Here is a 19,910-nt window from a genome sequence, read left to right as displayed (position 1 = left end):
TCAGGACCCCATGACACAGCCCCCCAAACCGGATGCTGGTGGCTATACAACCGTTTCCACCCGCACCGCCTATGAAAACCCATGGACCCGCGTGCGCGAGGACATCATCATCCGTCCCGGCGGCAAGCAGGGACTGTATGGCGTGGTGGAACGGGGGGATTTTGTCGTGATCCTGCCGCTATGGGACGACCCGGACGGTCCCCGCGTCACACTGATCCGCCAGTACCGCTATCCCATCGGCAAACGGATGTGGGAACTGCCCATGGGCATGTGGGAACACCGTCCCGATGCAACGCCTGAAGAAGTGGCGCGGGGCGAACTGCGTGAGGAAACCGGCCTGATCGCAGGACGGATGCGCAATGCGGGCCTGCTGTATCAGGGGGCGGGCTACACCACCCAGAAAGGCCGGGCCTACCTGGCCACCGGCCTGCAGCAGGGCCCGCACGAGCGTGAGGAAACGGAGGAGGACATCACCACCCACATCGTCACGCTGAAGGAAATGGAAGCCATGATCGTGGACGGACGCATCACCTGCATGGTCACGATCGCGGCATTCGGCCTGATCCGCGCGCAGGGCTGGATCTGACCGGCCGCAACGCCACCGCCGCGCCCGTCAGGCGCGGCGCAGTGGCACCAGATAACGTTCCAGATTGACGCGCAGCGGCATGAGATAGGTATTGCCCCCCGCCTGCGCCACCGTGTCCATCATCTGGCGTGCAAAGGCAATGTTGGCGTCCAGTGTCGGATCGAAATCATGGGGGAAAATGACGTGATTGGTCGTTTCCCAGTATGAACGTGACTTGGGGCCAATCACGGGGGAAATACCCCAGAACACGTTTTCCCCATGCAGCCAGTTCATGCACAGATCCAGCATGCGCATGTCAAAAATGGGCTGGGTGAAGAAACCCGCCGCGCCGGCTTCCTTCTTGCGCGCGATGGACTCCATTTCCTTGTACGGCGCACGGCGGTACGGGTCGAACGCGGCATAGACCGTAAGATGCGGCGCCTCACGCCGGTAGCGGGCGATCACACTCTCGCTGGTATTGGGATAGGTGCGGTGCTTCAGGTCCGATGGCGGATCGCCCTTGACCACCAGTACCTCATGCAGGTCCGGGTCATCCACGCCCGGCAGGGGCGCGTCCGGCGCGATGTCGATGGCGCGGATATGGGGAACAACGCGGGGGAAAACCGGGCGGATCAGGGCAGCCGCCTCCCAGCTGCGCAGGGGAAAGCGCAGCAGGTCGGGAATATTGATCATCTGCGCATCAGGAAACAGCCGGCTGACATCCCCCGCATCGCGCAGCAGCGTTTCCCGGTCACGCGGGATCAGTTCAACGGAAATCAGCGTCATGTGTTTTCTCCTGTCTGCGGCGGAGCGTTCAGCCCGCCCGTCCTTCCACCAGTGTCCGGGCCGCATCAAGGGTATTGCGCAGCAGGCAGGCAATCGTCATGGGACCGACCCCGCCGGGCACGGGCGTAATCAGGCCCGCGCGTTTTACCGCTTCATCAAACTTCACATCCCCCACCAGTCGCGTCTTGCCACTGGGCAGCGCGACACGGGAAATGCCGACATCGATCACCGTGGCCCCCGGCTTGATCCAGTCGCCACGCACCAGTTCGCGCACACCCGTCGCCACCACCACGATATCGGCCTGCCGGGCAAGGGATGCGGTATCACGCGTGTCGATATGGGCCACGGTCACGGTACAGCCCTCACGCAGCAGCAGTTCCGCCATGGGACGGCCGACAAGGTTGGACGCCCCGATCACCAGCGCGTCCTTGCCACGCATGTCGCCCACATAATGACGCAGCAGCAGCAGGCAGCCCAGCGGCGTGCAGGGCACGATACCCGGCAGCCCCAGCGCCAGCCGTCCGGCATTGACCACGCCCAGGCCGTCCACGTCCTTTTCGGGAATGATCGCGTTGGTGACCGCCACCGGGTCCAGCCCGTTGGGCAGCGGCAGCTGCACCAGGATGCCATGAATTTCGGGATCGACATTCAGCCGTTCGATCAGGCCCAGCAGTTCCTTCTGCGATGTCGTGGCGGGCAGCATGTGCATGAACGACCGCATGCCCGCGCGATGGGTCTGCAGCGCCTTGTTGCGCACGTACACCTCGCTGGCGGGATCATTGCCTACCAGCACCACCGCAAGGCCGGGGGTAATGTGATGCCGGTCATAGAAGGCGCTGACATCGGCCGCGATATCCTGCGTCATGCGGGCCGCGAAGCCCTTGCCGTCAATCAGGCGCGCGGCATGGGGTTCCTGCGTATCGGATACTGCTGGACCGGTCATCATCCCTCCGGAAACGAACATGGCGATGGCAGCAGATAAGGCAAGAAACCATGGCGCGACAATCATCACCTGCCGTTTTTCTGGCTCATGCGGTAAAAAAACCGGCTTTTCCGCCTTTCGCGCACGAAAAAGGCCGGGACATTACTGCCCCGGCCCGCGCCGCCATCGAATGATGGGGGATGATGTTACTGGTCGTCTTCGTCGGTGCTGGTCGTATCGGAATCATCGCTGTTGGGGCTAACCGCCACAAAAACGCTCTGCCCGTTACGCACGACCCGCAACAGGACGGAATGATTGGCCTGCAGGGCCTGACGGATGGCGGAAACCGTGGCGCGCGGGTTTTCCACCGGCACCTCGCCCACGGACTGGATGACGTCGCCCGCATGGATCCCGGCCTGCTCGGCGGCGGAACCGGCCTGCACGTCACTGACCACCACGCCACGCACGTTTTCCTCCAGCCCAAGCTGCTGGCGCAGGTCAGGCGTCAGCGGCGCCAGCGTCACACCCAGCTTCGGTCCCTTGTCCGCATCATGGGTGGTGTCGCCAACCGTGCCATCGGCCGTGCCCCCCTTGCCCAGGCTGGAAATCTGGACACTGGCGGTCTGCGGCTTGTTGTTGCGCAGGTAGGCAATCGTCGCCTTGGTGCCGGGCACGATGCTCGCCACCTTGACCGCAAGCGTATGCGGCGTGTCGATGGGCTGGCCATTCAGGGTGGTCACGACATCCCCTGCCTTCAGCCCCGCCTTTTCCGCCGGGCTGCCAGAACTGACGCTGGCCACCAGCGCGCCAGTCGCCGGCGCGCCGGAAGGCGACGGCTTCATGCCCAGCGCACTGGCCATGGACGGCGTGATCGCCTGCGCCGTGACACCCAGATAACCACGGGTGACGTGACCGGTCTTTTCAAGCTGGTCGACAATATTCTTCACGGTATCGGACGGGATGGCGAATCCGATCCCGATCGACCCGCCAGAGGGCGACAGGATGGCGGTATTCACGCCCACCACCTTGCCATCCTGCGTGAACAGCGGGCCGCCGGAATTGCCGCGGTTGATCGGGGCATCCACCTGGATGAAGGAATCATACGGACCATCGCCGATGTCACGCCCACGGGCCGAGACGATGCCGGCCGTCACCGTCCCGCCAAGACCGTAGGGATTGCCCACGGCGACGACCCATTCACCCGGTTCGACCTTGTCCGAATCCCCCAGTTCGATGAAACGCAGCTTGCCCGATGGCGAGACCTTGAGAAGGGCTATATCCGTCTTGGAATCACGCCCCACGATCTTGGCGGGCAGCGCCGTGCCGTCATCCAGCGTCACGGTAACCTTGGTCGCACCCTTCACCACATGGTTGTTGGTCACGACATACCCGTCGGGCGAAATGACAAAGCCCGACCCACGGGCTTCAACGGTATGATGGGCCTGCTGCGGCATCATCTGGAAGGGAAAGGGAAACGGGAAGCCGCCGGGCATGCCGCCCTGGCCGCCGTCCTCGCCGGTATCCGCGTCCTTGATCCGCGCCGTGATGGACACAACGGCGGGTTTGACCTGTTTGACGAGGTTGACGAAATTCGGCAGCTGCTGGATCTGGGTGTCAGGGTGGATCACCCCGCTGTCTTCCGCCCGCGCAAGAGGCGCCGAGAGCAGGCAGCCCCCCGCTACAGTACTGGCCACAAGCGCCGCCAGCAGCCGGCTACGGTACCGGCGGGAGGAAAGGGTGTTCGACCGCAATACGTCTGACATGGCATCCCTGAACATGGTTGTCCTGCTGAAATCTCGAAACGACGGACGGGACCGACCGCCGGGGCTTACAGTCCCATTGCCTGCATTGTGCCGCAAGACAGCCGACCCGTGTTATACCGTTGCATGACAAATAGGTTAGGCACGCAGGCGCTGGAAAAAATCTCGTAGCAGCCGCCCCGCCTCACGTTCGCGCACGCCGCCCACGGTTTCGGGGCGGTGCAGGCAGCGTGGCTGCGCGAACAGGCGCGGACCATGTTCAACACCACCGCCCTTCGGGTCATAGGCCCCGAACACGATCTTCCCCACCCGGAAATGCGTGGCCGCGGCCGCGCACATCGGGCACGGTTCCAGCGTGACATACAGCGTGCAGTCCGCCAGGCGCTGTCCGCCACGCTGCACGCTTGCCGCGCGCATGACCTGCATTTCCGCATGGGCGGACGGATCGCCCCATTCCTCCACCCGGTTGCCCGCGCGCGCCAGCAGCATCCCGTCCGGCCCCGACAGGGCGGCGCCCACCGGGACCTCGCCACGCCCGGCGGCCGCACGGGCTTCCGCCATCGCGATATCCATGAAATACGCAGGCACGGGACGTGAACGTGTCATGCCCATACGATAGCATCCCCCTTTACCCGCAAGACCAACCGACCGCGTCGTACAATTGTCCATGACCGGCCATTTTTTTATGGATTGGCACAACTACAACCTGACAGTATCGTTTCACACAGGCATGGTGGGGAACGAAACCCTGCCGGCGCCATGGCAGATTGCAACAGGCCGATCCCGTCCCGGATCATACGCCCATCCGGGTGTGGATGACCTTACTGGGAGTAAGGTGATGCATACGCTCACGCTTGTTCTTGCCACTGCCGCCATCGTGGCGGGGATGGCCGCGTCAGACGACCTGCGCCGCGCACCGCAGGCCAACGAGACCTGTGTCCTGACCTGCCTGCTGCGATCAGCCCCACGCTGACAACCCGCTTTTCCATGCCGGAAACCGGTCCGGCATGGATTTCCCCCTGCATGGAAAATAACAAAAGCCCCTGGGTACCGATTTTTTTCAAAAAGGCCGTGTTTTCCAGGCTTCGTGACTGATCAACAGATCATGCCGGGTAAAGGCTGTCGTCGCGCCACCTTCGCGCACCACGATCTCAACAACTCCTGAAATCAGGCGCCACCATTGCAGGCTGTTCCGCGTCCTGCCCGGCCCATGCCGGGGTCTCGCCCACCCTGTCGGACGAAGCGGGTACAGGCATGGGCAGTTCGTTGACGGTCACGATACGCCATCCTTCCGGCAGGCGTTCGATGACACTCAGCGCCAGGTTCTGGATGGAAAAATGCAAGGCCGTTTCCGCATGAATGCGCAATGCATGGGCCAGTGCCGCGCGAATGGCGCCCCCGTGGCTGACCACCACCATGTCCTGACCTGCATGCCGGGCCGCCAGACGGTCAAGGCACGCGCCAACACGGGCACAGACCTGCACCATGCTTTCGCCACCCGGCGGCAGTTCGGTCGCACTGACGGACCAGAAGGGGTGCGCGGGCAGACTCAGCCTCTCCGGCAGGGTATCATGCGTAATGCCGTGCCATTCGCCCATGGACTGTTCGGTCAGGTCGGGTTCCACCTGCCATTCATGCGGGCCATAGCCCGCCTGCTGGATGGCACGCGCCGTCTGCTGTGTGCGTGACAGGGGGGATGTGAACCACAACGCTGGGCGTGGCAGGCGACGCGCCAGGGCTTCATACATCCAGCGCTGGGCCACGAGGCTGTCCGGGCACAGGGGCACATCCATCGCGCCATACAGCCGCATGCGGGCGTTCTGTTCCACCAGTGCGTGACGGATCAGCCAGAATCGGGTCACCCCTTTCTGCAACTGGGGGGTATCAAGGAAATTGCCGTGGTTGGTCTGTATGCTCACGCTGGATATCCATTGAACGGGTAGGTCATGAAATTCATGCAGGCAGAATGGCCCGCGCCTGCCAGCCACGCGGCAGGTAGGTCTGTACCGGCGCTGCCGTGCTGAGCTGCGACCAGTGCCGCAGGATCAGGCTGATCTTGTCGAGAATCCGCCCGACGTTACGCACTTCGCGCCGCAGGCGCTCGGTCGGGTCCATGCCCTCATGTGACGGCTCCCCCACGACCAGCCGGGCGCCCGCGGAAATACGCAGCGCCCCCACGATCACACCGGGGCGGCCGGGATGCGCCAGCGGCACGGGCTGACCCACATGGCACAGGACGCTGGCAAGGGCCGCATCGGGATCATCGGGCGGGATCAGGCCGGACAGGTCGGTATTGAGCCATGCATACAGCCGCCGCGCGTCCGGCAGGGCCAGCGGGTGGAAGGTCTCCGCGTCACGACCCGGCGCGCGCACGAAAAAACAGATAATGGTCGGCAGGGTATCCCATGCATTATCCATGGGGGCACGGTCAGGACGCACCGGGGGCAGGATTTCCAGCGCGGGATCCGTCATGATGCGGCTGGTGACGGCAGACAGGAAACCATGCAACCGGTCATGGATCACCGCGCGGGGAATGCGGCTGATCGCGGTCATTTCCGCCAGTGCCGCGCACCAGCGCAGGATCAGCCCGATATTATGCCCCGCAGGAAGCCTGGCCACCGCCCTGCCCTGCGGCCATGCATGGCGGTAGCTGTAATCCCCCAGCCCTACGGGCACGGGATGCGGGCCATCCAGCCTGCGCCGCACCCCCGCGGGCAACAGCAACGCCCCGCAGAAAGGCGGGCCGGTAAAGAATTTGGACCCGGTGACCATGACCATCCAGCCCCGATCCAGATAATCCCGCACCCGCAGCGGGTCCAGCCGGGCCTGACAGGCATCCACCACCACGTCGGGGCAATCTTCTGACCTGCCAACCGGTGCGCAGGCCTGTTCCAGTGCGGCCAGTCCCGGCGCCAGCAGCCCCGTCTTGGACAGGTCCAGCCGATGCAGCAGCACATGCCGATCCGCCGCGCGCATTTCATGGGTCAGGCGACAGGTCTCGGCATCGACATCCGCCGCCGGGCGCACATGGCCCGCCGCATCGCGCATCGGCACGTTCACCACCAGCGTATCGGTGGGAAAACCGGCGATGGGCGCACCCCGTGTCACGGAATGGCCAAGGGCGGTATCATTGGCGAAATGACACCCCATGGCGGCCAGCGGCACGCCGCTGCCGGTTTCCTCCGGCGCAAGCAGGATATTGCTGACGGGTCGGCCACCGGGTGCAAGGGCAGCCAGCGCCAGCGCGTACAGTTCACAATCCGTGCCCGATGGGGCGAGGACGACCCCTTCATCTGCTTCCAGGCCGAAATGTGCGGCAATGCGGGCCTGTATATCTCCATCCAGCATCCGCGCAGCGTTCTCGCCCCGCCCGTGCAATGCACCGGCCAACAGGGACAGACGCGCCGTTTCCGCCCCGGCAAAGCCCCGTTCGGACAGCGATGACGCGGTGGAGGAAGCAAAGGTGATGGCCCATGGCCTGGGCCGGTGCGAACAGCCGTAATGGTTCAGCCCCGTCGCGGGGTCCACGGCCAGACGGGCGTCGCCGCCCGTGGCCATGAGGCTTTCGGTCGGGCCAAGGATGGGCCACAGGGCACACAGGGCGTCATGCAGCGCGCCAAAGGGCCCCGATCCGTCCGGCAACGACAGGGCAGGCTGCAAGGGCGCGAGGGCAGACCATATCTGTTGCAGGATCGTGGCGGAGGGCACCTGCGCCGCCGCCATCTGCGGTACCCATGCCGCCGGTGCATCAGCATCCGAGCGACCGGTATCAAGATACCAGAACAGGGCTGCCGTACGCGCGGCACAGAAGGCTGCGCACAGGGCCCTGTGCGGCGCAATTTCCAGCAGCGGGGCCAGTTCCAGCGCATGCCGCAGGAAAAAGGCCGTTTCTTCCTGCTGTCCCTGCGCGGGCAGCCCCAGCACGATGGCCCCGCCGGGCTGGACACGAAAGGGCAGGTCCAGCGTGGGATCGAGCATGATCTGCCGTTCGCCCGCAATCACCCGCAGGTCCGGTCGTTCCAGAACACGCAGCAGTTCCTGCGTCAATGTGTGGGCGAACACCGTGTCACTTCCTTTTCCACGCTGTCAGGTGGCACGGTCCAGCCAGCCTGATCCATGATACGGCGCATATGCTCCGGTGGCATGGCCGTGGCATGCACGGGCACATCCAGTGGCAGATGGATGCTCCGGCTCATAAGGTGTAGCGCCCCCGCGTCTCGTGCGCCATAGCGCGTGTCACCACGTATGGGACACCCGATCGCAGCGCAATGCGCACGGGCCTGATGGGTACGCCCGGTTTCCAGAACCAGTTCCAGCCAGGTTATGGGCTGGCCCGCGCCATCATGCCCCGTCCCCCGCACGCGCCAGCGCGTCCGGGCGGGCTGACCACCGGTCTTTACCGGCTGCATCCGCCACTGCCTGCCCTGTTCCACCCGCGCAAGCGGCGTATCGATCACGCCCCGCGCCGTCCCGGGCGTACCCTGCACGATGGCCCAGTAGGTCTTGCGCGCCTGTCCCGCCGCGAAACATGCCTGTACCGCCACCAGCGCCTGCTTGCGCAGGGCGATCACCAGACAGCCCGATGTGTCCTGATCCAGGCGGTGCGCAAGCCATGGACCGTTCCGGTGCCGCGACAGGGCGGGAAACCAGTCCTCGACACTGACGCCACCGGCGCGACCGGGATGGACCGGCAGGCCCGGCGGCTTGTCCAGCACCACAAGCCGGTTATCGCGGTACAGGACCGTGAATGGCGGGGCAACAGGTGCCTGCCCTGCCCCGCGCTGCATGGCGTGGGGTTTCATTCGTCTTCCGTATTACGGCGCATCAGGACTTCACGGCGGCCGACATGGTTGGCCTCGCTGACCAGGCCCTCCTTTTCCATCTGCTCGATGATCTTGGCCGCACGGTTATAGCCGATCGACAGATGGCGCTGGATGAAGGACGTTGATGCCTTGCCTTCACGCGCCACGACCTCGACCGCCTGCGCGAACAGGCCGTCTTCCTCCGCCCCGCCGGCGGGGGCGGCGAAGGGTTTGCCGGAACTGTCTTCTTCCTGCGGGGAAATGACGTCGTCATCATAGATCGGTTCCCCCTGCGTGCGCAGGAAGGCAACGACGGCCTCGACCTCGCCATCATCCACGAACGGGCCATGGACACGTGTGATCCGTCCGCCTGCCTGCATGAACAGCATATCCCCGCGCCCCAGCAGCTGTTCGGCCCCCTGCTCGCCCAGGATGGTGCGGCTGTCGAACTTGCTGATGACCTGAAAGGAGATACGGGTGGGAAAGTTCGCCTTGATGGTGCCGGTAATCACGTCCACCGACGGGCGCTGGGTCGCAAGGATCAGGTGAATGCCCGCAGCACGCGCCTTCTGCGCCAGACGCTGCAGCAGGGCTTCAATTTCCTTGCCCGCCACGATCATGAGGTCGGCCATCTCGTCCACCACGATGACGAGATATGGCAGGGAATCGAGGGCAAGCTGCTGTTCCTCGAACGTGGGCTTGCCGGTTTCGGGGTCATAGCCGGTCTGTACACGCCGGGTCACGATTTCCCCGCGCGCACGCGCTTCGGCCACGCGTTCGTTGTAGCTGGCAATATTACGCACCTGCAGGTGCGCCATGCCACGGTAACGGCGATCCATTTCCCGCACGGCCCATTTAAGTGCGGCGACCGCCTTGGCCGGTTCCGTCACCACGGGCGTCATGAGGTGGGGAATGCCTTCATAGATCGAGAGTTCAAGGATCTTGGGGTCAATCAGGATCAGGCGGCACTGCTCGGGCGAAAGACGATAGAGCAGTGACAGGATCATGGAATTCACGCCCACCGACTTGCCCGACCCGGTGGTGCCCGCGATCAGCAGGTGCGGCATGGCGGCGAGGTCACTGTAAACCGACTCGCCCGCAATATCCTTGCCCAGCGCAAGGTTGAGGCGCGCACGGGAATGCGCCCATTGCGGATCCATGAGCAGTTCGGAAAAATAGACCGTCTCGCGCCTTGTATTGGGTACCTCGATCCCGATCACGTTGCGACCGGGCACGGTGGCGATGCGCACGCTGAGTACCGACAGGGAGCGCGCCACGTCATCGGCCAGGCCAATCACGCGGGCGGCCCGGATGCCGGGGGCGGGCTGGAGTTCATACAGGGTTACGACCGGGCCCGCGTGATAGGCGACGATTTCCCCCTGCACCCCGTATTCCGACAGCACGGTGACAAGCTGCGTGGCATTGGCGTGCAGCAGTTCCTCGGTCGGCTTGGTGGCCTCGTTCGATGGCGGGGGCTTGAGCAGCGACAGCGGCGGGAACTGCCATTCCGGCTGTGGCGGGGGCGTATAGGTATCTGCCGGGGGGGCGACGGGCGCAGCGGGGACATAATCCGGCGTGCTGGCCACCGGTTCCTCTGCCGTCCCCGTCCGCCCCGCGCCGGAGAAAAAGCGCGACAGCAGCGTCGGGCGCGCGGGTTCCTTTGCCGCTACTGGCAGGCCGTCATCATGGGGGACGGCAATGACGGGCCGGGTATCGTGTGCGTCGGTATCCTCATGCCACGGCACCTGGTCCGATACCGGCGTGGGACCGTCCATGAGCAGGGGCTGGGTAATTTCCTCGTCCATGCCCGGCGGGTGCATCCAACTGGTCTGCAGCGAAACCTGTGCGGGCTTGCCCCCCTCCGCCTTGCGTCCACCCAGTGCTGGCCGCTTTGTTTCCGGCTTTGTGGTGGGCGCGGGCATGTTCTTCTGTCCCGACGGCCTGACCGCCTGCGGCTCGGCCACGGGCATCATGGCCGTGCCGGACGCTGCATGCCCCGTGGCCGGTACCGGGTCCGCCCCCGTTTCATGACCCGTATCCATGAGTGGCGCGTGGAAGGGAGACGGATCCCGCGCCGCCCTTCCCCCACCGGAATACGGGGCCGTATCCGCCACGGTCCGGGCCTGCGCCCTTTCCCCCGTTACCCGGCGCAGCCATATGGCCAGGGCCATGGGCTGGCGCAGCAGGACCCTGATCCCGCGACCAATGCCCCGCCATTCCGACAGGGACAGGGCAAGGGCCAACAGCAGCAGCAGCCCCCCCAGCACCAGCCCCAGCAGCCAGACAACAAGCGGCCCGCCCCGCCCGACGAAAACGGTAGCGGCCTGAATGGACATATGCGCCACCGACAGGCCGACCGCACCACCCGGCCCGGCCTGCGTTGGCCATAGCGGGGCCTGAAGCGCGGGCAGCAGCAGGGGCACGGCCGCGATGTCCGCCGCGATGACCGGCAGCGCGCAGACCAGTGCGATGATGCGCAGCAGGGCCGACGCCAGCCCATGGTGCCGGATCAGCCGCCATCCCCATGCCAGCAGGCAGAAAATGGCCAGGACATCCACGATCCCGAAATTCTGGAGCATGAAATCAGCCATGTACGCGCCCGGCCGGCCAAGCAGGTTGTCCGGCGGCTGCGCGCTGGATGTATTGGCCGACGGGTCGCGGGGATCATAGCTCCACAAGGCGATGGCAAGACACAGCGCCAGACTCCACAACCCCAGTCCTCCCGCTTCGGTCAACCGGTCGCGCAGGCGCGACCGCACCGGGCCAGAGGACAGCGAGTCAGGGACAAAACGGCTGAAAATCGCCAAAAATCCATATCCTGATCATAGGCCCCGGCATGGGCATGCCCGCAGGGACCGAACGCACAAGGGAAATGACCATCGCACTTTACATCCGTCATTTCCGTCAAACGGCACCACTATAACCCCGTCCACCCCATAGACAGAAGGCCGCTGGCGAAAATACGGCAATCAATTATGCCGCGTCGCCCGGGCCATGTCGCCATGCGTACAGGCACGCGGCCCCATGCCTGCGTTCGAGCAGAAGCCGGTCAGCGGCAACCGGGGGCTGCTCCGCCGCCGCCGTCTCAACCACCACCAGGGTCGCGGGATGCAGCCAGCCGCCGCGTTCCAGCACCGCCAGCGCGCGGGCGGGCAGGTCCTGGTTATAGGGTGGATCCAGAAAAATCAGATCCACCGGACCGGATGCGCCACGCGCAGGCAGGCGCAGCACGTCCATCGCACGGATCATGGCGCGACCATCCATGCCGCAGGCCGTGACATTTTCACGCAGGGCCCGCAGGGCAGCGCGGTTCTGTTCCACAAACACGGCAGTGGCGGCGCCACGTGACAGGGCTTCCAGTCCCAGCGCCCCTGTCCCTGCGAATCCGTCCAGAACGCGTGCGCCGCGCAGAAGGTCCATCCCCGCCCAAGATGCATGGGCCAGCGTGTCAAACAGCGCCTGCCGCACACGGTCCGCCGTGGGGCGTGTGGCCTGTCCCGGTGGCGCATGCAGGGTGCGGCCGCGACATTCACCCGCGATGATACGCATTACGCCCTGCGCTGTGACTTGGCTGGCATAAGGCCGGGCACCTGTTCACGAATGACCTTGCCGGTCACTTCCTCAAGTTCACCACGCTGGAGCGTACCAAGCTGGAACGGACCATATGAGGTGCGAATCAGGCGGCTGACGTGCAGGTTCAGCCCCCGCATGACCTTGCGGACCTCGCGGTTCTTGCCTTCGCGCAGGGAGACGGTCAGCCACGCATTGTCCCCCTTGGCGGAGTCCAGCTGTGCCTCGATCGGGCCATAGCGCACGCCCTCGAATTCACTGCCATGGGCAAGGGAGGCCAGCATCCGTTCGTCCACCACCCCGAATACACGCACGCGGTAACGGCGTATCCAGCCATTGCTGGGCAGTTCCAGCCTGCGGGCCAGTTCGCCATCATTGGTCAGCAGCAGCAGGCCCTCGCTGTTCAGGTCAAGCCGCCCCACGCTGATGACGCGCGGCAGTCCCGGCGGCAGGGAATCAAACACCGTCGGACGATCTTCGGGGTCGCGATGGGTTGTCACCAGACCATCGGGCTTGTGGTACCGCCACAGCCGCGTGCGGTCTGGCGCGCTGACCACAGTGTTGTCCACCTGAACGATATCGCCCGCATCAACGAACGTGGCCGGATGAGTAACGACCGCGCTGTTCAGCCTGACCCGGCCTTCGGCAATCATGCGCTCCGCATCTCGCCTGCTGGCAACGCCGGACCGGGCCAGCCATTTGGCAATACGGTCACCCCGTTCCTGGGTAGACGGGGGGGAATGGTCCTGTGTCATGTTCGTGTCTGCCTCGCAGCGTCGATCAACCCTTCGAACAGGAGACGGTCCCCTGCCGATATGCCAAATTCCGGATGCCACTGCACCCCGATGCAAAATGGATGGCCGGGCAGTTCAATGGCCTCGACAACCCCATCAGGCGCTGTAGCACAGATTACCGCCCGTCCTGCATCCCCTACCGCCTGATGATGGGACGAATTCACCGCCAGCCGGCTCCGGCCCACCAGCCGCGCCAGATGCGTGCCTGCCACCACGTCCACCTCATGCCCCGGTTCATCACGCGGATTGGGCTGTTCATGCGCAAGGGCTGCCGGATAGGTATCGGGAATATGCTGTACCAGCCGCCCCCCAAGCACGACAGCCAGAAGCTGCATGCCGCCACATATGCCCAGAACAGGAATGCCACGTATCATGGCGGCATGGACCAGGGCCGTTTCCGCCGCCGTACGCCGGGGCTTGGTCTGCACGCTGGCATGCTGGCCGGATGCGCCGTACAGATCGGGCGGCACATCAAACGCGCCACCGGTCACCACCAGGGCGTCCAGCCGCGCAACCATGTCCGCCGCCTGCCGCGCGTCATGGCCCAGCGCGACCGGCAAGCCACCACAGGCCGCAGTCATGTCCATGTAGTTCTGGCGGATCGCATACCATGGGAAGCGGGAATACCCGGCCCTGTCATCTGTTGCGGGCGGTTCGCTGTCCAGTGTGACCCCGATCAGGGGTGAATGAGATGTCATGCCGCCTGCCCCGGAAACTGTTTCAAAAGTCTGCTCACGCAATATCCTGCAGGTCAGCAAGAAAGTTTTTGATGCAGCTGTTTTTCAAAAAGCTTCTGGGCACGCCGTCCTGCTGGAGAAGGAACGTACCCGAAAACTTTCATTACTTTTTATCGACGGGTTATTTTGAAACAGCCCTTAAAGAAATCTCCGGTCAAAAGGAATGACGACGTTACTATGTGCCATTGCCCGATGTCCCGCCGGGGTCATAATACAAAAAATCCCCACCGGCGATGCCATGATGGGGATTTCTGTAATCCTGTTAAACCCTATGGTGGGCGCACAAGGGCTCGAACCTTGGACCCGCTGATTAAGAGTCAGCTGCTCTACCAACTGAGCTATGCGCCCACAGGGTTACCCGCTCGGGTGAGAGGGCTTCTAGCAGTCACCTGATTGTCTGACAAGGGGAATTTTTGACTTTTTTGAAATTCCTACTGCTGCAGCAGCCGCAGCAGGCCATCAAACTGTTCCAGCGAACGGTAATCAATCCGGATGCTGCCGCCCTTGCCGTCAAAGGCAATCTGCACCTTCAGCCCCAGCCTTGTGGCAAGGTCACGTTCCAGCGCAGCAATTTCGGGATTGCGGGCTGTTTTTTCCGCCTTGTCACGCGCAGCAGCAGCCTTGCGTTCCTGCTGCCTGGCCAAGGCTTCCGTCTGCCGGACATTCAGGCCCTGCGCCAGCACGACCTTCAGCGCCGCAACGGGATCGTCATGTGCCAGCAGGGCACGGGCATGTCCCGCCGACAGGCTTTGATGACGCACGGCATCACGCACGGGCGGCGGCAACTGCAACAGGCGCACCATGTTGGCCACGTGTGGACGGGACTTGCCAATTGCACTGGCCAGTTCATCCTGCGTCAGGTCATAGTCATCCAGCAGGCGTTGCAGGCCCTCGGCTTCCTCAATGGCGTTGAGGTCGGCACGCTGGAGGTTTTCCACCAGTGCCGCCGCCATGGCGTCCCCGTCCTCCAGCGGGCGGATATGAACGGGCACGTCATGCAGGCCCGCAATCTGCGCGGCACGCCAGCGGCGTTCCCCCGCAATGATCTGGTATACCCCCTTACGCCCCGGATGTGGCCGTACAAGGATGGGCTGCAGGATGCCACGCACGCGAATGGAACTGGCCAGTTCATCCAGTGCGCCGGGCTCCATCTGCTGACGTGGCTGGAAGGGACCTGGCTCCATTACATCAACCGGCAGGCTGGAAATGGTTTCGGGCGTTTTGCGTGCTTCCACCGCCGGTGCGGCAGGCAGCATGTTGACCTGTTCACCCAGCAGGGCAGCCAGTCCGCGACCGAGACGGGGGCGACCGGCATCCTTCTTGGTTTTCATCAGCGCGCCTTCCCTTTCTGTACGGCATGCAGCCCCAGACGGTCCGTGACTTCGGTGGCGAGGGCCTGATAGGCCAGGCTGCCGGACGAACGCTGGTCGTAATTCATTACCGGCTGCCCATGGCTCTGCGCCTCGGAAATCCGGATATTGCGGGGAATGAGGGTTTCCATCACCCTGTCCCCGAAAAAGCTGCGGGCATCCTCCGCCACCAGTTCCGACAGGTTGTTACGCCGATCGTACATGGTCAGCACGATGCCATCGAGTTTCAGCGCGGGATTGAGTGACTGCCGCACGCTGTTGACGGTCCGCACCAGCTGGCTGATGCCTTCCAGCGCGAAGAATTCACACTGCAACGGCACGATTACGGATTGCGCCGCCACAAGGGCGTTGAGGGTCAGCAGGCCGAGGCTGGGGGGGCAATCGATCAGGATGACGTCATAGTCCGCCCCGACCTGCGCCAGTGCCTCATGCAGCCGGTATTCACGCCGGTCGGACATGACCAGTTCCAGTTCCGCCCCGGCCAGTTCCGTATCCGCCGCGATCAGCGACAGGCCGGGCACGGCGCTGGGCTGCACCACGGCGGCAGCCCGTTCGCCATCTTCCAGCATGGCGTAGGTGCCGCTGCGGCGGGCATCATAACCTACGCCCAGTCCGGTCGAAGCATTGCCCTGCGGGTCCATATCGACAAGCAGGACCTTCAGCCCCGATGTCGCCAGAGCCGCCGACAGATTGATGGCCGTGGTTGTCTTGCCCACACCGCCCTTCTGGTTGGCCAGCGCAATAATGTGGGGGGAAGATGCAAGCCCGCTTCCCGTATCATTCATTGTTGTGGTCTCTGACACGCCTGATATCGCTCAATTCTAGAATCACACCATCCGCATTTGTACGGCTTGGAATCCGGGTTGTCGCCATGTGCCAGTCGGCGCTGGCTGTTGTCAGTTCATCTTCCGCATTCCGTCCTTTCAGAAACAGGCAGAAGCCATCGGGCTGCAGAAAGCGCGTACCCCATTCCAGCAGGCGCGACAGGGGCGCCAGCGCACGCGCCGTCACGACCTGTGCGGGCGGCACGTCAGCGACCTCCAGCCGCTGCGCACAGACACGGACCTGCACACCCGCCACCCGTGCGGCCTCACGCAGGAAGGCAGCCTTGCGCTGATCCGATTCGATCAATGTCACCCGTGCATCCGTGGCGCATGCAATAACCAGGCCGGGAAACCCGCCACCGGATCCCATATCCACCAGACTTGTGGGGCCAGATGGAATCAGCCGCGCCAGTTGCAGGCTATCGGCAATATGACGCGACCATAAATGTGGCAGATCATGGGGCGAGACAAGATTGATCCGCTGGTTCCACCGCAGCAGGATATCGGCATAGCGTTCCAGCCTGTCATGTGTTTCACGTGAAACATCGGGCATGTCCGTCATACCGCGACCTGCCTTTGCCGCACATGCGCCAGCAGGGCGACCAGCGCCGATGGCGTCATGCCGGGAATACGCTGTGCCGCGCCAAACGTCACGGGCCGGACGCGTGACAGCCGTTCCTGCATTTCCGTGCTCAGGCCACCAACCTGGGCATAATCCAGATCCACCGGCAGGGCCATGCGCCCCTCGCTGGCAAGCTGGCGGATTTCACGATCCTGCCGGGAAATATAGCCACTGTAACGGGCCTCGGTCGCCAGATGCTGGGCCACGCGGGGTGGCAGGTCAGTAAACCATGGTGCGATCCGGGCGAGTGTTTCGGACGATGCATCCGTCGCCAGCACATCCAAAAGCGAGCGCGCGCGCCCATCAGCCGAAACATTCACCCCGGCCCTGCGCAGGGTATCCGGGTTATAGGTTTCGTTGCGGGCACGTTCGGTGGCGGCCTCGATCGCGGCGCGGTCCATGCGGTATCTTTCTGCACGCGCTCTCCTTACGCAGCCCCATTCCAGTCCACGCGGGGTCAGCCGCAGGTCGGCATTATCCGCCCGCAGGGTCAGGCGGTACTCGGCGCGGGACGTAAACATGCGATAGGGTTCGGACACGCCCTGCGTGGTCAGGTCATCGATCATGACACCGATATAGGCATCCCCACGGTCAAGGGTCACACCTTCCTGCCCCGCAGCACAGCGGGCGGCGTTGACACCAGCCAGCAGGCCCTGCGCCCCGGCTTCCTCGTACCCGGTCGTACCGTTGATCTGACCGGCAAGAAACAGGCCCGGCATGTTTTTCAGTTCCAGCGTGGGCGCGAGTTCGCGCGGATCCACGTAATCATATTCCACCGCGTAACCCGGCCTGACGATCCGACACTGTTCCAGCCCGGGGATGCTGCGCAGCATTTCCACCTGCACGTTTTCAGGCAGGCTGGTGGAAATGCCATTGGGATAGACCAGTTCCCCATCGGGCGTGCCGGGCAGACCTTCGGGTTCAAGAAATATCTGATGGGACTCACGCTGCGCGAACCGCACGACCTTATCCTCGATCGACGGGCAGTAGCGCGGCCCACGCCCCGATATCGCCCCGCCATACAGGGCGGAGAGCTGAAGGTTTTCGCGTATGATCTCATGCGTGCGCGGCGTGGTGGCCGTGATACGGCACGACACCATGGGGTTTGTAATGACATCCGTCATGCGGCTGAACGGTTCCGGCACGGCGTCGCCCCGGTCTTCCGCCAGGACGTCCCAGTTGATGCTGTCGCGCGCGATGCGGGCCGGTGTACCGGTCTTCAGCCGCCCCATGCGCAGCCCCAGTCCGGCCAGACGTTCACCCAGCGCATTCGCGGGTCGGTCCCCTACCCTTCCTGCTGGCTGGCTGTCATGCCCGACATGGATCGTCCCGCGCAGGAACGTGCCCGTGGCAAGCACCACGGCACCGCAGGCAAAGGTGCGGCCATCTTCGCAGGCAATACCGTCCACCCGGCCCTGCGGACTGACCAGCAGGTCGCCTGCCGCACCTTCGACGATATCCAGCCCTTCGGTCTGCGCCAGAAGGTCCTGTATGGCCTGACGATAGAGCGAACGGTCCGCCTGCGCACGCGGGCCATGCACCGCTGGCCCCTTGGAACGGTTCAACAGCTTGAAATGAATCCCAGCCCGATCGGCCGCAATCCCCATCAGGCCGTCAAGCGCATCGATTTCACGCACAAGGTGTCCCTTGCCAATTCCGCCAATGGCCGGATTGCAGGACATGATGCCGACGGTATCCAGGCGATGTGTCAGCAGCATCGTCCGCGCGCCCATGCGCGCGGCGGCAGATGCGGCTTCGCACCCCGCATGACCGCCACCCACGACAATCACATCATATACGCGACTCATTCCGGCACTTCCCCTATTTGCCAATGCAGAACTGGCCAAACACCGTATCCAGCAGGGCTTCCACATCCACCGTCCCCGTCAGGCGCCCAAGGGCGCGCATGGCCAGGCGCATTTCCTCCCCGCGCATTTCCGGCCATGCCATCGCCTGTGCCCGACCGATATGGTGTACCGTTTCCTCTATCGCGGCACGATGCCGGGCGCGGGTAAACGGCGCGCTGGCCCGATCGGCGGTCAGGGCGCGCGCCCTGTCGGCCAGAACATCCCTTAGCACATCCATGCCCGCCCCCGTGAGCACGCTGATCCCTATTACGCCATCAGGCGCGGGTGACAGGTCGGTCTTGTTACATACCAGTACACCATCCCCTTCCAGCCGGGATGATGGAGGATTACCTGCAAACACATGCACCACGCAATCCGCCTGTTTCACGTGAAACAGTGAACGCCGCACGCCTTCGGCTTCAATTTCATCATCGGTTTCACGCAGGCCTGCGGTATCAACCAGCGTGACCGGCACATCGCCCATCACAACCCGGATTTCAATCGCATCACGCGTTGTGCCCGCCCGGGTGGACACAATGGCGGCATCCCGTCCCGCCAGTGCATTCAGCAGGCTGGACTTGCCAACATTCGGTTCCCCCACAATGGCGAAGACCAGCCCCCGGCGCAGGCGTTCCGCCCCCTCGCCCATAGCCAGGTAATCCTGCATGATCGCATGCAATACACGCAGGCCGTTCACCAGTTCCTGCTCCACTTCCGGGGGCAGTTCTTCGTCAGGGAAGTCGATCAATGCTTCCTGATGCGCCAGCAGCACGCGCAGCCTGTCGGCCCATTGCTGGTACAGGCGGCTCTGTGCCCCATCGACCTGCGCCAGCGCCTGTCGCCGCTGGGCCTCGGTCTCGGCATCGATCAGATCGGCAATGCCTTCCGCCTGCATGAGATCAAGACGCCCGTGCGTAAAGGCGCGGCGACTGAACTCCCCCGGTTCGGCAGGTCGCGCGCCCAGCGCCACCAGCGTATCGGCCACGGCACTGATGACCGCCGGTCCCGCATGCAGGTGCAGTTCCGCGCTATCTTCGCCCGTGTAACTTTCGGGCCCAGGAAACCACAGCACCAGCGCACGATCCAGCAGGACGGGCGCATCCCCATCCCGTCGCCACAATCCCCGCAGCGAGGCACGACGCGGTGCGGGCAGGCGACCGCACAGGCTTTCAACAATCCTGCCGGTACCCGGGCCACTCAACCGCATGACGGCAATGGCGGCGCGGGACAGGCCGCTGGCCAGTGCGAAAATGACGGGGGGATGACGATCACTTTCCTGCACAAACATCTCCATGGTGGTCATCATCATTT

19 protein-coding genes and 1 tRNA gene are annotated in these 19,910 nt (G+C 64.1%); 3 read left to right on the top strand and 17 right to left on the bottom strand.

From position 1 onward, the window contains the following. Window positions 1-10: 10 nt before the first annotated feature. A complete protein-coding gene (locus tag S101446_RS11805) occupies window positions 11-586 on the top strand; it encodes an NUDIX domain-containing protein (RefSeq protein WP_010508560.1) in 576 nt (191 codons plus the stop codon). 27 nt (window positions 587-613) lie between these two features. On the opposite strand, the gene S101446_RS11800 is transcribed toward S101446_RS11805, so the two are convergent. The 4 genes from S101446_RS11800 to S101446_RS11785 all read right to left on the bottom strand — a co-directional run bounded on the left by S101446_RS11800 (window position 614) and on the right by S101446_RS11785 (window position 4,645). Then, complete coding sequence (locus S101446_RS11800) at window positions 614-1,351, bottom strand: methylenetetrahydrofolate reductase (protein ID WP_087608430.1); 738 nt, start codon at window positions 1,349-1,351, stop codon at window positions 614-616. 28 nt (window positions 1,352-1,379) lie between these two features. Next, the gene (folD, locus tag S101446_RS11795; RefSeq protein ID WP_026018587.1) at window positions 1,380-2,294 is read right to left on the bottom strand and encodes a bifunctional methylenetetrahydrofolate dehydrogenase/methenyltetrahydrofolate cyclohydrolase FolD; all 915 of its coding nucleotides are present in this window, start codon (window positions 2,292-2,294) and stop codon (window positions 1,380-1,382) included. A gap of 185 nt (window positions 2,295-2,479) precedes the next feature. Continuing rightward, window positions 2,480-4,051 (bottom strand): Do family serine endopeptidase, encoded by a 1,572-nt coding sequence (locus S101446_RS11790; protein ID WP_053322961.1) that lies wholly within the window; start codon window positions 4,049-4,051, stop codon window positions 2,480-2,482. 120 nt (window positions 4,052-4,171) lie between these two features. Continuing rightward, window positions 4,172-4,645, bottom strand: a complete 474-nt coding sequence (locus S101446_RS11785; protein WP_087608429.1) for a nucleoside deaminase — start codon at window positions 4,643-4,645, stop codon at window positions 4,172-4,174. 226 nt (window positions 4,646-4,871) lie between these two features. Here S101446_RS11785 and S101446_RS18630 point away from each other — a divergent pair, with 226 nt between their 5' ends. After that, complete coding sequence (locus S101446_RS18630; protein WP_259369020.1) at window positions 4,872-5,006, top strand: hypothetical protein; 135 nt, start codon at window positions 4,872-4,874, stop codon at window positions 5,004-5,006. A gap of 178 nt (window positions 5,007-5,184) precedes the next feature. Here the strand turns inward: S101446_RS18630 and S101446_RS11775 are convergent, their stop codons facing one another. The 7 genes from S101446_RS11775 to S101446_RS11745 all read right to left on the bottom strand — a co-directional run bounded on the left by S101446_RS11775 (window position 5,185) and on the right by S101446_RS11745 (window position 13,897). Continuing rightward, the gene (locus S101446_RS11775; RefSeq protein WP_087608428.1) at window positions 5,185-5,952 is read right to left on the bottom strand and encodes a histidine phosphatase family protein; all 768 of its coding nucleotides are present in this window, start codon (window positions 5,950-5,952) and stop codon (window positions 5,185-5,187) included. Window positions 5,953-5,986: 34 nt separating this feature from the next. Then, window positions 5,987-8,095: a hypothetical protein gene (locus S101446_RS11770; RefSeq protein ID WP_087608427.1), complete on the bottom strand. Its 2,109-nt coding sequence runs from the start codon at window positions 8,093-8,095 to the stop codon at window positions 5,987-5,989. Beyond that, on the bottom strand, window positions 8,077-8,835 hold the full coding sequence (locus S101446_RS11765) for an RluA family pseudouridine synthase (protein ID WP_087608426.1): 759 nt from the start codon (window positions 8,833-8,835) through the stop codon (window positions 8,077-8,079). Before S101446_RS11765 ends, S101446_RS11770 begins: the two co-directional genes overlap by 19 nt. Continuing rightward, entirely contained in the window at window positions 8,832-11,642 is a 2,811-nt protein-coding gene (locus tag S101446_RS11760) for a DNA translocase FtsK (protein ID WP_087608425.1), read from the bottom strand. Before S101446_RS11760 ends, S101446_RS11765 begins: the two co-directional genes overlap by 4 nt. A 166-nt stretch (window positions 11,643-11,808) precedes the next feature. Continuing rightward, a complete protein-coding gene (gene rsmD / locus S101446_RS11755) occupies window positions 11,809-12,384 on the bottom strand; it encodes a 16S rRNA (guanine(966)-N(2))-methyltransferase RsmD (protein WP_087608424.1) in 576 nt (191 codons plus the stop codon). Beyond that, complete coding sequence (locus S101446_RS11750) at window positions 12,384-13,160, bottom strand: pseudouridine synthase (RefSeq protein ID WP_010508573.1); 777 nt, start codon at window positions 13,158-13,160, stop codon at window positions 12,384-12,386. Before S101446_RS11750 ends, rsmD begins: the two co-directional genes overlap by 1 nt. Beyond that, a complete protein-coding gene (locus S101446_RS11745) occupies window positions 13,157-13,897 on the bottom strand; it encodes a gamma-glutamyl-gamma-aminobutyrate hydrolase family protein (RefSeq protein ID WP_087608423.1) in 741 nt (246 codons plus the stop codon). Before S101446_RS11745 ends, S101446_RS11750 begins: the two co-directional genes overlap by 4 nt. Here S101446_RS11745 and S101446_RS17745 point away from each other — a divergent pair. Beyond that, a complete protein-coding gene (locus tag S101446_RS17745) occupies window positions 13,896-14,066 on the top strand; it encodes a hypothetical protein (RefSeq protein ID WP_157684849.1) in 171 nt (56 codons plus the stop codon). The genes S101446_RS11745 and S101446_RS17745 overlap by 2 nt on opposite strands. Before the next feature lie 142 nt (window positions 14,067-14,208). Here the strand turns inward: S101446_RS17745 and S101446_RS11740 are convergent. From S101446_RS11740 to mnmE, 6 genes are all read right to left on the bottom strand, one after another. Then, window positions 14,209-14,284 (bottom strand) — tRNA-Lys (locus S101446_RS11740). An 83-nt stretch (window positions 14,285-14,367) separates the two neighbouring features. Further along, window positions 14,368-15,267: a ParB/RepB/Spo0J family partition protein gene (locus S101446_RS11735; protein WP_010508575.1), complete on the bottom strand. Its 900-nt coding sequence runs from the start codon at window positions 15,265-15,267 to the stop codon at window positions 14,368-14,370. After that, complete coding sequence (locus S101446_RS11730) at window positions 15,267-16,091, bottom strand: ParA family protein (RefSeq protein ID WP_087608422.1); 825 nt, start codon at window positions 16,089-16,091, stop codon at window positions 15,267-15,269. The genes S101446_RS11735 and S101446_RS11730 overlap by 1 nt, the downstream gene beginning before the upstream one ends. Further along, a complete protein-coding gene (gene rsmG, locus S101446_RS11725) occupies window positions 16,084-16,692 on the bottom strand; it encodes a 16S rRNA (guanine(527)-N(7))-methyltransferase RsmG (protein WP_087608421.1) in 609 nt (202 codons plus the stop codon). Before rsmG ends, S101446_RS11730 begins: the two co-directional genes overlap by 8 nt. Further along, the gene (gene mnmG, locus S101446_RS11720; RefSeq protein ID WP_087608420.1) at window positions 16,689-18,560 is read right to left on the bottom strand and encodes a tRNA uridine-5-carboxymethylaminomethyl(34) synthesis enzyme MnmG; all 1,872 of its coding nucleotides are present in this window, start codon (window positions 18,558-18,560) and stop codon (window positions 16,689-16,691) included. The genes rsmG and mnmG overlap by 4 nt, the downstream gene beginning before the upstream one ends. 13 nt (window positions 18,561-18,573) lie before the next feature. Beyond that, complete coding sequence (gene mnmE, locus S101446_RS11715; protein ID WP_208620518.1) at window positions 18,574-19,908, bottom strand: tRNA uridine-5-carboxymethylaminomethyl(34) synthesis GTPase MnmE; 1,335 nt, start codon at window positions 19,906-19,908, stop codon at window positions 18,574-18,576. Window positions 19,909-19,910 lie beyond the last annotated feature (2 nt).

The sequence above is a fragment of the Komagataeibacter europaeus genome, assembly GCF_002173515.1.
Lineage (GTDB): Bacteria > Pseudomonadota > Alphaproteobacteria > Acetobacterales > Acetobacteraceae > Komagataeibacter > Komagataeibacter europaeus.
This window is presented reverse-complemented; position numbering and strand designations above follow the sequence as displayed.